General features: G+C 46.9%; 13 protein-coding genes. 6 read left to right on the top strand and 7 right to left on the bottom strand.

Translation table 11 applies throughout. The annotated features are described in order from the left end of the window. The first annotated feature begins 546 nt into the window (after positions 1-546). Positions 547-1,128, top strand: coding sequence for an OmpH/Skp family outer membrane protein (locus tag MNO13_RS00620; protein ID WP_241939420.1), 582 nt, complete (start codon positions 547-549; stop codon positions 1,126-1,128). Positions 1,129-1,219: 91 nt separating this feature from the next. On the opposite strand, the gene MNO13_RS00615 is transcribed toward MNO13_RS00620, so the two are convergent. Continuing rightward, a complete protein-coding gene (locus MNO13_RS00615; RefSeq protein ID WP_064542280.1) occupies positions 1,220-1,915 on the bottom strand; it encodes a winged helix-turn-helix domain-containing protein in 696 nt (231 codons plus the stop codon). A 667-nt stretch (positions 1,916-2,582) separates the two neighbouring features. On the opposite strand from MNO13_RS00615, the gene MNO13_RS00610 reads away from it, so the two are divergent. The 3 genes from MNO13_RS00610 (at position 2,583) to MNO13_RS00600 (ending at position 4,876) form a co-directional block, all read left to right on the top strand. Further along, positions 2,583-3,443: a winged helix-turn-helix domain-containing protein gene (locus MNO13_RS00610; RefSeq protein ID WP_241939419.1), complete on the top strand. Its 861-nt coding sequence runs from the start codon at positions 2,583-2,585 to the stop codon at positions 3,441-3,443. Beyond that, the gene (locus tag MNO13_RS00605) at positions 3,440-3,907 is read left to right on the top strand and encodes a hypothetical protein (protein WP_064542274.1); all 468 of its coding nucleotides are present in this window, start codon (positions 3,440-3,442) and stop codon (positions 3,905-3,907) included. Before MNO13_RS00610 ends, MNO13_RS00605 begins: the two co-directional genes overlap by 4 nt. 264 nt (positions 3,908-4,171) lie before the next feature. Then, complete coding sequence (locus tag MNO13_RS00600; protein ID WP_064542271.1) at positions 4,172-4,876, top strand: LuxR C-terminal-related transcriptional regulator; 705 nt, start codon at positions 4,172-4,174, stop codon at positions 4,874-4,876. A 6-nt stretch (positions 4,877-4,882) separates the two neighbouring features. Here MNO13_RS00600 and MNO13_RS00595 read toward each other — a convergent pair whose 3' ends face one another. From MNO13_RS00595 to MNO13_RS00585, 3 genes are all read right to left on the bottom strand, one after another. After that, entirely contained in the window at positions 4,883-6,115 is a 1,233-nt protein-coding gene (locus MNO13_RS00595) for an MFS transporter (RefSeq protein ID WP_241939418.1), read from the bottom strand. Positions 6,116-6,356: 241 nt separating this feature from the next. Further along, entirely contained in the window at positions 6,357-6,911 is a 555-nt protein-coding gene (locus tag MNO13_RS00590) for a hypothetical protein (RefSeq protein ID WP_064542544.1), read from the bottom strand. Positions 6,912-7,045: 134 nt separating this feature from the next. After that, entirely contained in the window at positions 7,046-8,239 is a 1,194-nt protein-coding gene (locus MNO13_RS00585; RefSeq protein ID WP_241939417.1) for a BaiN/RdsA family NAD(P)/FAD-dependent oxidoreductase, read from the bottom strand. Between the two features lie 229 nt (positions 8,240-8,468). Between MNO13_RS00585 and pitA the strand changes: the two genes are divergently transcribed. Beyond that, positions 8,469-9,971 (top strand): inorganic phosphate transporter PitA, encoded by a 1,503-nt coding sequence (pitA, locus tag MNO13_RS00580; protein ID WP_064542262.1) that lies wholly within the window; start codon positions 8,469-8,471, stop codon positions 9,969-9,971. A 78-nt stretch (positions 9,972-10,049) separates the two neighbouring features. Here pitA and uspB read toward each other — a convergent pair whose 3' ends face one another. Continuing rightward, the gene (uspB, locus tag MNO13_RS00575; protein WP_064542541.1) at positions 10,050-10,385 is read right to left on the bottom strand and encodes a universal stress protein UspB; all 336 of its coding nucleotides are present in this window, start codon (positions 10,383-10,385) and stop codon (positions 10,050-10,052) included. A gap of 365 nt (positions 10,386-10,750) precedes the next feature. Here uspB and uspA point away from each other — a divergent pair, with 365 nt between their 5' ends. Continuing rightward, positions 10,751-11,188, top strand: coding sequence for a universal stress protein UspA (gene uspA / locus MNO13_RS00570; RefSeq protein WP_034460563.1), 438 nt, complete (start codon positions 10,751-10,753; stop codon positions 11,186-11,188). A gap of 397 nt (positions 11,189-11,585) precedes the next feature. On the opposite strand, the gene rsmJ is transcribed toward uspA, so the two are convergent. Continuing rightward, positions 11,586-12,338, bottom strand: coding sequence for a 16S rRNA (guanine(1516)-N(2))-methyltransferase RsmJ (gene rsmJ / locus MNO13_RS00565; protein ID WP_064542259.1), 753 nt, complete (start codon positions 12,336-12,338; stop codon positions 11,586-11,588). Between the two features lie 8 nt (positions 12,339-12,346). Further along, positions 12,347-14,389: an oligopeptidase A gene (gene prlC / locus MNO13_RS00560; protein ID WP_064542256.1), complete on the bottom strand. Its 2,043-nt coding sequence runs from the start codon at positions 14,387-14,389 to the stop codon at positions 12,347-12,349. Positions 14,390-14,399 lie beyond the last annotated feature (10 nt).

Below are 14,399 nucleotides of genomic sequence, written 5' to 3'. Positions count from 1 at the left end.
TGGGCTTTTGTTCGCGCGTGCACACAATGCTGACACCGCTTATAAGTTCTATTTTATATACCAATTTGATGTTTTTATTTTACCAAACGGTAATAACAAAAAAATAGCTTTCGCATTACGCAAATGCAAACGAGGTGAGTAATATTTTTTGCCAAACTAGCTACATCGCCAAAAGCACTGAACTTAACGCAAACTATTATTTCGCCATAAAAAATGGCACTAAATACATAATAAGATAAGAAATTAACACCACGCGAAGGTAAGATTTTATTGTATGAACAAAATACACAACCCGTTGATATAATTCACAAACATAGAATCTGCAACAAACCATGCTATGAGTTTAACTTTTTTCTTATCTTATTATCCAAGTCAGATAAATCCTACTAAAATGCCTACGTAAGAAGATATGATAGAATCATTTGTCGGCAATTTTATTTCAACGCCGTGATGTATTGCGATAACGTTACTGTTGCCTTAGACTCTAAAAAATCCAATCTTGTGAATTAACTCATTGAACACTCACGCCTCCGGGAGTATTACAGAGTGGCAGACAAGTATCTGAAAGAGAAGATAGAGATGAAATGGAATAAAAGTTTGCTGGTTAAGTTACCTCTTTGTATTGCGTTGTTGAGTATTGCTGGCTGCGATCAAATGGGTTTGAGCCAACAAAAAATTGCCTATGTGAATATGGCTAAAATTCTGGAAACGTCTCCAATAGGTAAGCAAGAACAAGAATGGGGCGAGAAAGTTAAAGATGTACTGGTTAAAGCCAGTACAGATGCCCAGGCAACCTACGCGAACATTCCTGCGGATCAACAACAGAAAGCCCGCGAAGCTGATGCTATGACCTTAAACCGCCAGTGGGATATCGAGCGCAGCAGTGCGCGGGTTAAAAGCGTGAAAGCCATTGTCGCAGTAGTTGAAACCTACCGTACTGGTAACAAAATCGACCTGGTTCTCGACAGTAGCCAGGTTGTGGCCTCTAATCCGGCTAACGACATCAGTCAGCAGATCATTACCCAACTTGCCAACACCAGGGTAGATTACGGCAAATTGCCGGAAGTTGTCGTCAATAAACAGATGGGCAAAACTGAGATTGAACCAAAAAATATGGAGCCCAAATAAGCCCATAACATACAGCCGCCAGTGAATCGAATAACACTGGCGGCTGTTTAATTATTCATAATTAATAGATAGAAAATCACAACATTAGTTTTCAGTCACTTTTATTAAAAGTCACCGCATCTTTATTAGATGTCACTGGCTCCATAGTACAATCCGATTGGGGTTTCGAATTGACATTGGTCTTATCGCTATTGAATGAAGAAATATAGAGTTCGCTCTCATGCACCAGCTCTCTTCTTAGCAGAATGCACAATACCAATATCAGTGTCATGGCCGCAGGCAGTACATAAGTCATGAGCACTTTATACTTCTTCTTTATGGTCTGGATATCCTCCGCATCAATATCCATTGTTGAAATCGTGTTTAACAGTTCTTTATTCTGCTCGACCTGAATTTGATTTTTCGGCTGCGTGCTACTGTCTGTCGCTTGCGTCTGAGTATCTGTTTTCACAATATCAATACTCGACGACAAACATAACCCTTTACGAGGTACGGTTATTATGAGTTTTGGCTCGTACTTAATTTCAGAAAAGGAACGGCGCAGGTTCAGAATGCACTGATAAAAAGTGTTATAAGAAACATCGTTATGCGTATCTGGCCATGCAAATAAAAGGAATTCACTCTGGCTAATGACTCTGGATGGATTTTCCAACATAAGAATCAAACAGCGCGTACAGGTAGCATGCATCTTTTTCTTCTTATGTGTAAGAAGGTTATAGATACTTTTATCTTCCGGGTCAAAAACCACCATACCATCTATAATATACTTATCGCCAGGATTGGACATCCTTTAACCTCGTACTGTCAATTGGCACCTGCCAACTCGTATAAAGATTAACCAAAGCAAATTAACTTTTGCTTATAAAGCCATTAAATTTCATTTAACCAACGAGGATTAAATTTATCATGTAAGGATTTTTACTTTTTATATCAATGCACTAGCCATCATAACAAATGAATCACAATTTATACAAACACTTATTATGCTATTCGTTGATATACTACTTATGAGTTATTGTGATAAGAGGATTCCAAAAAAAATGCTCCATAAGATGATAATTAATATCATCAAAGCATTATAAATTTTCTAAACCACGAAGGAACTCCAGCCAACAGCGATAGAAAGTAGTCTTGCGCGATCTGATATAAATAAGTGATTTCAATAAGGGACAAATCCAGGGGAAAGCAGTGCTGGAAAAATGGAGTATTCATCACAATTCACAATAAAATAAGATACATAAGAACTACACAAACAGAAACACTTACCAAAATACAGCGTAAGACAATGATCTAAAAGACATTTATTTCACACCTTACTCTGACGGCAGAAAAACTAAATCCTATTAACCTTTCTGCACTTTATGTTAAAAACAGACCATTTAGCGTAGAGTAAAGCTTGTACGGGATTAATATTTAATATGAATTGTTTTTAGATTTATTAACAGGAATGTTTTATGTCAGATTTGAACCCGCCAAAAGATAAAATATTCACCATAGACAATATAGTGATATTTGATCCTCATGCCCGGAGCTTATTCAACCAGCAGACAAATACCAGCAATACCCTGCATGCAACATGTACTCGCTGCCTTGTCCATTTACTGGAGCAACGTGGAAACATCGTTAGCTATGATGATTTGCTGTCTGTTATCTGGCCTGAAAACCATAAAAACATCTCATACAATACTTTTTACCAGTGTATCCTTAACTTAAGAAAAGCCTTTGTACACATTGGCTATAGCAATAAATTTATTATCACAGTACCTAAAAAAGGGCTGTGCATTGCATCAGAAACTGATGTGCAAAAGACAGAACGCAGCCTCTACGATTCAACACCCGTCGTCGCTACGGCTCTTCATGACGAGGAGCAAAGCAATGAGTCTGATGAGGAGCATGACGACGAGTTGTGTGAAATCCTGGTAGAAGGAAAGAATAAGAAAACAATCGCGGCAGTCCACAACACCGACAAAAAAAATAAAATTATCTGTGCTGTTTTAGCCATATTCTTTGTAAGCTCATTAGCCTACCTGTACTCTTTATTTAATGATGATTATTTCAGCGATTATACCGAATATACGTTGATAGATAACAAATGCAGCATCTACATCGACCCAGATACCTTCGATAAAGACAGAATTGATAGCATCCTCAAATCTGAAAATGCGATATGTAAGAGTAAGAGTATTATTTATCTCACTGCGCCAACAAACATAAGCCGGGTATCTGCTTTAGTTTGCAACAAAAAATTCAGTTATTTCTCTGAAGCCAGTTGTGTGTCGTACTATTATCCAATTTACCCACAGGTGCGAAAATGAAAAAAATCATCGCCGCAATGTCATTTGCTTACATCATAATTGCTTCGACGTTACTTGTTATGATTTACAACAAAAACCAAAAGACATCCAACTTCACCTGTGCGACTGATATTGTATTGACAAACAAGGATCGTGTTTTTTCTGGTCTTATTGATTTTAACGTCTCTCCGACTAGCGGTCTGGTAAATATTAATGGTTATTTTACTGCGCCAGATAAGAAAGAATACATGGTCAATCGTAGTATTATCTTCCAGGCCAGTCTGCAAGGTAATGCCCCAGTCTGGATGTCGAAAGAGATCTCGCTGGCCGTCGCAGATACGGCCCCGATAGAGCAACTGCGTGGGCTCGTTCCTCTGGTTTTTCTTGAGCCATCGAGGATTGGCAACGTCGAAATCAAGAGACTGAACAAATCAGCTTACCTGCTGACAAAAGAAAACCTGCCTTATGCTTATTGTAAGTTTTAACTGCTAAATTTTAGGCCATGCTCCGCGAGTAACATCACTACTTTCCTCGCGGATCATGGCCTTAGATATATTTTAAAAGCATCTTTTGAATCATTTTTAAATATTTAACTGCAAACATTAAAATCACGAAATTACGTCAATTAATAACCTTAAGTTAACCATCTTATATTCCATCACGTAAGGTGATATCGATTTAACGCTGTTGAATTTACATACTGTCGAGCCTATAACTAAATATTGACTGCTGTATTAGGCTTTTAATTTATGATTCAACTTATATCAACAGACCATTATTTCATTAATGGCTTCAGAGCATTACTGGACGATATTCCTGCGAGAATTATGCAGAACATGCCGTGCAACGGCAGGATGTGTATCGTCGATGTGTCGCACCCAGGCGCTCTGGATCACTTAGCAAAAAATAACTATTGTCATTTCATCTATGTGGTAAAAAATGACAAGGTTCATGGCATTATTCCATCCCTTCAGTCGCCCTCTCATGATTACACGATCATTAATCGTAAAGCGCCGTACAGACATATAAAAGAACGCCTGCTCAGGACGCTGACGGCAATCATGAGAAAAGAGTGTTTTATGACGGGTGTATCAATGAGTCACCGCAACAAAGCCACTTCTCGTGAATTGCAAATCATTGAGTATGTTGAAACGGGATTAAGCACCAAAGAGATTAAGGACATACTGAAGATTGACTGCAAATCAGTCTATGCTCATCGCCGGTCATTTATGCTCAAAGCCAACGCCCACAGTATTGGAAGACTGTTCTTTGCGTTATCAGAAGTCAGGACTATCGCCAGCATTATGGAGCTTCAGACCAAAATTGAGCCGTCACGTAATGATGAAACCTATTATTGCCGGCGGATAGTACCGGTGGTAAGTGATAAGAAAGTGATACCACTCAACTCCGCTCTTCAACCAGGGCAAAAAGCCTGTTGCTCAGCAAAGGGATAACTTTAGCTAGTGCTCCCTGATTTGCACCGAATTGTCGAGCCGCCTGATAGCAGGCGTGAAACTTGCGGCAACGGTTGCTATCACCACTGCCAGGGCTGAAACCAGTAAGACTCTGGAGTTTCCGTAGTGCATCGCCAGCGGGCCCGCTGCAAGCTCGCCAATCGGAATCGCCACGAAGGAACCTAGCGCGTCATAAGCATACACACGTGCCAGTTTCTCCGGTGGGATATGGGTTTGCAAAGATTGCGCCCAGACCACGCCGAACAACCCAAAACCGACTCCGGCAACAAAGAACGCCGCCATCAGTAGTGCCGTCGATGGTAGTAGCGCCAGAATAACAATCGGCCCGGCGCAAAATATCACCAGCATGGTGCCGATCAATAAATCGCGCCGTGGCCGCCAGCGCAGAGCAATAAAGGAACCGACGATCAAGCCAACGCTTTGCGCAGCAATCGCCATTCCCCAGCCCGCCCGGCCAAATGTGGAATCCGCCACGACCGGGCCGAACACCATCATCACACCGCTAAATGCCGCATTAACAATGGTAAATTGCACCACGATGGCCCAGACCCAGGTGCGCGAAATGAACTCGGTCCAGCCATCTTTTAAATCCTGAAGAATATTAGATTGCGAACCTTGTGGCTGGGCGAAGCTGGTGCGAATCATCAGGTAAAGAGGTGCCGATGCGGCAAATCCTACGGCATCCACCATCAGGCCCCATCCAGGACCTGTCAGACTGGTGAGAACGCCACCTAACGACGCCCCAATCACCGTCCCGCCGTAGATACCCAACTGAATAAAAGCATTGGCTTCACGCAGACTGTGCACCGGCACAGTTTGTGGAACCATGGATTGTGAAGCGGGCAATGAGGTCCCTGCCGCCGCACCATTTATTGCGCCCAGCACCGCCAGCAACATGATTGTTGCTGAGCCATCCAGTACCAAACAGGCAGCGATCGCCTGAGATATTGCGGCGATAACCGATGAATAGAGCAGAACTTTGCTTCTGGAATAGCGATCGGCAAGCACCCCGCCAATCAGCAAGAAAGCGACGTTAAAGATTGAACGTGCGGCAATAACAATCCCCAAATCGGCCGCCGTTCCGCCCATATCCAGCACCGCGAAAGCCAGAGCAATCGGTGCAATTCCATTGCCCAGAACGGTCAATAGACGAGCAAAAAACAAATGGCGAAACGCAGCGTAGTGAAATGCCCGCCTGGAATGTATCGCTGCCGACACTTTATCCACCTTAATTGCCCGCCAATGTAGAGTGACAATAAAGTTGTATACTTAAAATTGAAAATAACATTAAAGTTGCATACTTAATCTTGGGATACAGGTAAAGGTCAACCTGGATTTTACAACGTGCATAACTGTTTGTCCCAAATCCTGCCGACCATTCCATATCTGGGCCCGCTTGCAGAAGGAAAATATCCTACATCATAAAAAAACAGCATATTACCTGTTAAGAATCAGCGCCCTATATTGCTAAGCTTTCATCTGGCACATGAATAAGACTGAGATTTTTGATCATATTAAAATCATCTACATGCATATTTTGTTCTAAAATTATGACCGTGGTGTTTGAAAAATTGATCGCTAAGAAGCGATTTCCAATACCCTTCCCTTTATGATGACCTATACGGGAAAAATCTTCCCATGCAACAAATGTTTGTTTAAGGTCAAAGAGTCGGTATTGAGCATCGTAGAGATTGAAAGTGAGCCCTTCTTTATAGATGTCAATGTAAAAACCATCCTGACCAGCTTCAGCTATTTTCATGCGCTCAAGTTTGGCCGCTTTGCCTGCTTGTATATATGCATATATTATTCCGGCCAAAGTTAGCAGAACTAATAATATTAGCAGTATGCTGATGATATTTTCTTCCAAAGAGTTACTTGGTGAAGGCGGGATCTGCATAATTCCACTGAATCCCATAAGAGGAAGTATCAGCAGAAATATGAACCCGGTTTGTTGGCTACTAATGTTCTGATGGAATGCACAGCGCCGGATAAACTCGTTCGGATTTTCTTTCATTACGAACACTCTCAATAAATACAGGGAGGACATAAGGTGAGGAATTTATCATTTATGTTCTGTGTTTCCCATTTTACCAGGTCTTCTTCTTGTATCTTCATACTAAAAATCCTCACTACGCCACATTGAATGGTTCACTCACCAGCCAAATCCTGAGCACAAGCCCAGGCGGAACTCCACGCCCACTGGAAGTTATAGCCACCTAACCAGCCGCTAACGTCCATCACTTCACCAATGAAATAGAGACCAGGCACATTACGCGCTTCCATGGTGCGCGAACTGAGTTCTTTAGTGTCCACTCCGCCCAGCGTCACTTCCGCAGTGCGATAACCTTCGGTGCCGTTCGGTTGTACACGCCAGTTTTGCAGGGTGTCGGTCAATTCGCTTTGTTGACGGGTGTTGAGTTGTTTTAGCGTAACGTCCGGAATTTGCCCGAGCTGTTGCAAACATTCCACCAGACGTTTTGGTAGCACCATACCTAAGGTGTTTTTCAGGCTTTGATTCGGGTGCGCGTTGCGCTGCTCGTTGAGAAGCTCGTCGAGATCGGTATCAGGAAGTAAGTTAACGCTCACAAACTCGCCAGGTTGCCAGTAACTGGAAAGCTGCAATACCGCAGGACCAGAGAGGCCGCGATGGGTAAACAGCAAGCTTTCACGGAAGCTGACCCCGTTTTCTGCCGTGATCACTGACGGGACAGAAACGCCAGACAGTACCTGTAATTGTTCGAGCAGAGGTTTGTGAAGGGTAAATGGCACCAGACCGGCGCGAGTCGGTAACACTTTCAGCCCAAACTGCTCGGCAATTTTATAGCCGAACGGTGTGGCTCCAAGGCCAGGCATTGACAACCCACCTGTCGCAATAACTAATTTTGCCGCTTGAACGGTATCGCCATTTAATTGGATGGCATAGCCGTTTTCGTCACGTTCGATGCCTAACACCTCGCTGCGCAGGCGCGTGATGACTTGCCCTTTCTCACATTCGGCCACCAGCATATCGACAATTTGCTGCGCGGAATCATCGCAAAAAAGTTGGCCGAGCGTTTTCTCATGCCAGGCGATACCGTGCTTACCGACCATGTCGATAAAATCCCATTGGGTATAACGCGCAAGGGCAGATTTGCAAAAATGAGGGTTTTGGCTGAGATATGCCGCAGGCTCGATATAAAGATTAGTAAAGTTGCAACGCCCGCCTCCGGACATCAGGATTTTACGGCCCGGCTTTTTACCGTTATCGATAAGCAAAACACGGCTTCCTGACTGTCCTGCCATCGCTGCACAGAACATTCCTGCGGCACCTGCACCAATAATAACGGCATCAAACTTTCCCACGACCTACTCCCGACTATGCTTAATGAAAGGAATTGTAAAGATAGCGGGCAGGTCGCACCAGCTAAATGCGTCTTAACAATTGCAGGTGATTGAAAATAAATATGTAAATCTTTTCAATGTTTGACGTTCAACTAACAAACATCAAGAAAAGGCCATATTTCTGTTGGCGCATTACGGAGTTGTCTTACATAATGCGCCGCGTTCATGTCCTCACAATGGCGTAACGTCTATGGAATTTCTGTTTACCGGCCTGGATCTACATACCGGGCTCTTGTTATTACTTGCCCTGGCATTTGTTCTCTTCTACGAAGCGATCAATGGCTTCCATGACACTGCGAATGCAGTGGCAACTGTTATCTATACGCGTGCAATGCGATCGCAACTCGCGGTGGCAATGGCTGCGTTATTTAACTTCCTCGGCGTTCTGCTCGGCGGATTGAGCGTGGCGTATGCGATTGTGCATATGTTGCCAACCGATCTGCTGTTGAACGTAGGGTCCGCTCATGGCCTCGCCATGGTGTTCTCTATGTTGTTGGCCGCTATCATCTGGAACCTCGGCACCTGGTATTTTGGTCTGCCGGCATCCAGCTCCCATACGCTTATCGGTGCCATCATTGGTATTGGTTTGACGAACGCGTTGATGACCGGTACTTCGGTGGTTGATGCGCTGAATATTCCGAAAGTGATTGGAATTTTCATGTCGTTGATCCTGTCGCCAATTGTGGGTCTGGTGGTTGCGGGCGGGTTAATCTTTTTGCTACGTCGCTACTGGAGCGGCACCAAGAAGCGCCGCCGTATTCACCTAACACCTGCTGAACGTGAAAAACAAGACGGCAAGAAAAAACCACCATTCTGGACCCGTATCGCCCTGATTATCTCCGCTATTGGCGTGAGCTTCTCTCATGGCGCTAACGATGGTCAGAAAGGCATTGGTTTGATAATGCTGGTGCTGATTGGTGTGGCGCCTGCGGGCTTTGTGGTGAATATGAATGCTTCCGGTTACGACATCGCTCGTACTCGTGATGCCATCACCCACCTGGAGCAATACTACGCGCTGCACAGCGATGCGATTAAGCACGTGATTGATCTCAACCCGGCCATTCCTACTCCTGAAGAAACGCAGGACCAGGGTAAACCGGCTGAGTTCCATTGCGATGCCAGCCGCGCCATGATTGCAGTACAGCGTGCCAAAGAGTTGCTGGGCAATATCGACAGCTACGATAAGCTGAATATTGAACAGCGCAGCCAGATGCGCCGTCTGTTGCTTTGTATCTCTGACACTTCAGAAAAAGTCGCTAAGCTGCCGGAAACCAAACCGGACGATAAGCGCTTCCTGAAAAAGCTGAAAACTGACTTGCTGTATACCATCGAGTACGCACCAATCTGGATTATCATGGCGGTCGCTCTGGCGCTCGGCATCGGTACCATGATCGGCTGGCGTCGTGTGGCAACAACTATCGGTGAGAAGATTGGTAAGAAAGGCATGACCTATGCGCAGGGTATGTCCGCGCAGGTGACCGCCGCCGTCTCCATTGGTATTGCGAGCTACACCGGTATGCCGGTTTCTACCACTCACGTGCTTTCATCTTCCGTAGCGGGGACGATGGTGGTTGATGGCGGTGGTTTGCAGCGTAAAACGGTAACCAACATCCTGATGGCCTGGGTGTTCACTTTGCCGGTGTCGATTGTGCTTTCCGGTACTCTTTACTGGATTTCACTGCACTTCATTTAACCGTGAAGCAGTGAGATAGAAACAACAAAAAGCGGGTCAGAATACTGGCCCGCTTTTTTATGCGCTATTTTCAAACCCCTAATGCCAAATCATCAAACCGATCAGGCTAATCATCACAAGCCCACACAACGCGCTGGTCAAAATAAACTGGCGGCGCAGGCGTTCACAGCGGCGGATAAACTCGTCGTCGTGATGATCGAGATAACGCTGGGCGTAGATATAACTCACTAAGCGAATCTGTTTGCTAGGCTGCCCGTGAGAGGTAAAAAAACCGCCTCCATCGACATATTGATACAACAGCGGATCGCATCCGCGCAGTACCACCAGCAATGCGCGCAAAGATGAGTAATAACGCGCCATATTCACCACACAAACTACACAAAGCGCCCAAAAAAGCGCGACGGTGCTGATCATCATAATTCCCCTCCCGGTGAAGCCCCAGTACATCACTCCAGGGCAACCTCTCACCCCGAAAACCAGAAAGACCGTTCAGCGAGCCCAAAAAACCGATCCAGTTCACATTACTATTTCGGAACGGCTTATTTAATAGTGTAGGAGATCCGTTAATTTTTTTGCCACATCGTTAACCTTTATCAAAGCGATAAAGGCCATATAAAGCTTAAATGTATACGGCGATGACACATTTACGATATCTATCGTTCGCTATAGGGTAGAAATATCATCTACAATTTAGGTCTTTACACGCGGGTAACGTTATTTAGCGGCATCGTGTTACCCGGCCAGGCTGGTCATCGACAACTTATGGAAGGAGTAAAATTATGGCTTACAAACACATTCTGATCGCGGTAGACCTCTCCCCGGAGAGCAAAGTACTGGTGGAAAAAGCAGTTTCTATGGCTCGTCCATACAACGCTAAGGTTTCCCTGATTCATGTCGATGTAAATTACTCCGATCTCTATACCGGATTGATCGATGTAAATCTGGGTGATATGCAGAAACGCATTTCTGAAGAAACTCACCATGCACTGAGCGAGCTGTCTACCGGTGCGGGTTACCCAATCACTGAAACCCTGAGCGGCAGCGGCGATCTTGGCCAGGTTCTGGTGGATGCGATTAAGAAATACGATATGGATTTAGTGGTCTGTGGTCACCACCAGGATTTCTGGAGCAAACTGATGTCTTCCGCTCGTCAGCTGATCAACACCGTTCACGTTGATATGTTGATTGTTCCATTGCGTGACGAAGACGAAGATTAAGCTTAAAACTTTTTAGCCCTCACCCTAACCCTCTCCCCCAGGAGAGGGAATAGTATGGTTTCCCCTTCTGGGGAGAGAGGGAATAGTATGGTTTCCCCTTCCTGGGAGAGAGGGAATAGTATGGTTTCCCCCTCCTGGGAGAGAGGGAATAGTATGGTTTCCCCCTCCTGGGAGAGAGGGAATAGTATGGTTTCCCCCTCCTGGGAGAGAGGGAATAGTATGGTTTCCCCCTCCTGGGAGAGAGGGAATAGTATGGTTTCCCCTTCCTGGGGGAGAGGGAATAGTATGGTTTCCCCCTCCTGGGAGAGAGGGAATAGTATGGTTTCCCCCTCCTGGGAGAGAGGGAATAGTATGGTTTCCCCCTCGCCCTCAGGGAGAGGGTCGGGGTGAGGGTTGTTTAAACAGCCGTACCCGAATAAATATCAAAGCGATGGCCTTTGGTGACCACCGCGTTATGCGTTTCCACACCCGCCAGCGGCGGCGCGTAATCCGGGCGTTTCACGACCACGCGTTTTGTTGCAAGCCTCCTTGCAGGTTCCAGCAAACCATCAGCATCTTCGTCCGGCCCCACCAACGACTGGAACACGCGCATCTCTTTCTTCACCAGCGCACTTTTCTGCTTATGCGGGAACATCGGGTCGAGATAGACCACTTCCGGGCGCGGAGTAATATCACTTAATGCCGTCAGACTTGAGGCGTGAATCAGCTGCAAACGTTCCTGCAACCAACCGCCGATTTCGGCATCCTGGTAACCACGGCGCAAACCATCATCCAGCAACGCGGCAACCACCGGATTGCGCTCCAGCATCCGCACGTGGCAGCCAACGGACGCCAGCACAAACGCATCGCGCCCCAACCCCGCCGTAGCATCCACCACATTGGGCAGATAACCGCTCTTAATTCCCACCGCTTTCGCTACCGCTTCGCCGCGCCCACCGCCAAACTTGCGGCGATGTGCCATCGCTCCCGAGACAAAATCGACAAAAATACCGCCGAGTTTTGGCTCATCGCGTTTACGCAACTCAAGGTGTTCAGCCGTTAAGACCAACGCCATCAGGGACTCTTCATCATGCTCGAGCCCCCAGCGTTCACTCAAAATAGATAAGGCGCCGGAGTCGGCGCCTGTTTCAGTTATCAGGCAGATTTTCACAGAATAAATCAGCCCTTGATGCCGTAATGAGCCAGCATCGCATCCAGCTGCGGTTCGCGGCCACGGAAGCGTTTGAACAGCTCCATTGGTTCCTCAGAACCGCCACGGGTCAGGATGTTATCGAGGAACGACTGCCCAGTTTCGCGGTTGAAAATACCTTCGTCTTCAAAGCGTGAGAACGCATCCGCCGCCAGCACATCGGCCCACAGATAGCTGTAGTAACCCGCTGCATAACCGCCAGCAAAGATATGGCTGAACGCATGTGGGAAACGGCCCCACTTCGGTGACGGCACAACCGCAACCAGCTTCTTGATTTCGTACAGCGTTTCCAGCACTTTCGCGCCCTGCTCTGGGTTAAATTCCGCATGCAGCCGGAAGTCGAACAAGCCGAACTCAAGCTGACGCAGAATAAACAGCGCGGCCTGGTAGTTCTTCGCTGCCAGCATTTTATCCAGCAGCTCTTTTGGCAGTGGCTCACCGGTTTCGTAATGGCCGGAGATAAACGCCAGCGCTTCCGGCTCCCAGCACCAGTTTTCCATAAACTGGCTCGGCAACTCGACCGCATCCCACGGCACACCGTTAATGCCAGAAACGCCTGCGGTTTCGACTTTAGTCAGCATGTGGTGCAAACCGTGGCCGAACTCATGGAACAATGTGATCACTTCATCGTGAGTGAACAACGCCGGTTTGCCATTGACCGGGCGATTAAAGTTACAGGTCAGGTAAGCGACAGGTTTTTGCAGCGAGCCATCAGCTTTGCGCATCTGGCCGACGCAATCATCCATCCACGCCCCGCCGCGCTTGTTTTCACGGGCATACAAGTCGAGGTAGAAGCTACCGCGCAACTCATTTTTCTCGTCGTACAGCTCGAAGAAACGCACATCAGAATGCCAGACGTCGATATCTTTACGCTCTTTGGCGGTGATGCCGTAAATGCGTTTCACCACTTCGAACAAACCGTTTACCGCGCGGTCTTCCGGGAAGTACGGGCGCAGTTGCTCGTCGCTGATGCTATACAAATGCTGTTTCTGTTTTTCGCTGTAATAGGTGATGTCCCACGGTTCCAGCTCGGTGACGTTAAATTCTTTTTGGGTGAACGCACGCAGTTGCGCCAGTTCCGCTTCGCCCTGTGGACGCGCACGTTTCGCGAGATCGGTTAAGAACTCCAGCACCTGCTGCGGGTTTTCAGCCATTTTGGTGGCGAGGGATTTTTCAGCGTAGTTACCAAAACCCAGCAGTTCCGCCAGTTCGTGGCGCAGCGCCAGAATCTCTTCCATTACCGGCGTGTTGTCCCACTTACCGGCATTCGGGCCTTGATCGGAGGCGCGAGTCGCATAGGCGCGGTACATTTCTTCACGCAGTTCGCGGTTGTCGCAGTAAGTCAGCACCGGCAAATAGCTTGGGATATCCAGCGTCAGCAACCAGCCGTCTTGTTCTTTGGCTTCGGCCTGCGCACGAGCAGCCGCCATGGCGCTCTCCGGCATACCAGAAAGCTCGGCATCATCGGTAATCAGCCTGGTCCAGCCCTGAGTCGCATCCAGCACGTTGTTGCTGTAGGTCGAACCCAGTTCAGACAAGCGCGCCGCGATTTCGCCATAACGCTTCTGTTTTTCTTCTGGCAAACCAATGCCAGACAGCTCGAAGTCACGCAGTGCGTTATCCACGGCCTTCTTCTCTGCAACGCTAAGATCCGCGTAATACGCGCCATCACGCAGGTTGCGGTATGCCTGATAAAGTCCTTCGTGTTGACCCACCCAGGTGCTGTATTCGGACAGCAACGGCAGCGTCTGCTCGTAGGCTTCACGCAGTTCTGGGCTGTTTTGTACTGAATTCAAATGGCTGACCGGCGAGAAAATACGCCCCAGACGGTCGTCCACTTCAGCCAGCGGCTGGCAAAGATTATCCCAGTTATAAGGTGCGCCCTGCGCCACCACACTTTCGACTTTCGCACGGCAATCATCCAGCGCTTGCTGCACGGCAGGGACAATATGTTCAGGTTTCAAAGCGGAAAACGGCGGCAGGTCGAAAGGCGTCAACAATGGATTGGTCATAAGCGCGGTT

It is taken from the genome of Buttiauxella ferragutiae (genome assembly GCF_022637515.1).
Taxonomy (GTDB): domain Bacteria; phylum Pseudomonadota; class Gammaproteobacteria; order Enterobacterales; family Enterobacteriaceae; genus Buttiauxella; species Buttiauxella ferragutiae.
The sequence above is the reverse complement of the archived record's forward strand: the minus strand, read 5'-3'. Positions and strand labels throughout refer to the sequence as shown.

What these genes read in the sequence shown, in the direction of transcription:
- MNO13_RS00590 (WP_064542544.1), bottom strand. Translation starts at nt 6,911, where the DNA reads ATGAAAGAAAATCCGAACGAGTTTATCCGGCGCTGTGCATTCCATCAG.
- MNO13_RS00600 (WP_064542271.1), top strand. Translation starts at nt 4,172, where the DNA reads ATGATTCAACTTATATCAACAGACCATTATTTCATTAATGGCTTCAGA.
- uspB (WP_064542541.1), bottom strand. Translation starts at nt 10,385, where the DNA reads ATGATCAGCACCGTCGCGCTTTTTTGGGCGCTTTGTGTAGTTTGTGTG.
- prlC (WP_064542256.1), bottom strand. Translation starts at nt 14,389, where the DNA reads ATGACCAATCCATTGTTGACGCCTTTCGACCTGCCGCCGTTTTCCGCT.
- MNO13_RS00610 (WP_241939419.1), top strand. Translation starts at nt 2,583, where the DNA reads ATGTCAGATTTGAACCCGCCAAAAGATAAAATATTCACCATAGACAAT.
- uspA (WP_034460563.1), top strand. Translation starts at nt 10,751, where the DNA reads ATGGCTTACAAACACATTCTGATCGCGGTAGACCTCTCCCCGGAGAGC.
- pitA (WP_064542262.1), top strand. Translation starts at nt 8,469, where the DNA reads ATGGAATTTCTGTTTACCGGCCTGGATCTACATACCGGGCTCTTGTTA.
- MNO13_RS00615 (WP_064542280.1), bottom strand. Translation starts at nt 1,915, where the DNA reads ATGTCCAATCCTGGCGATAAGTATATTATAGATGGTATGGTGGTTTTT.
- MNO13_RS00605 (WP_064542274.1), top strand. Translation starts at nt 3,440, where the DNA reads ATGAAAAAAATCATCGCCGCAATGTCATTTGCTTACATCATAATTGCT.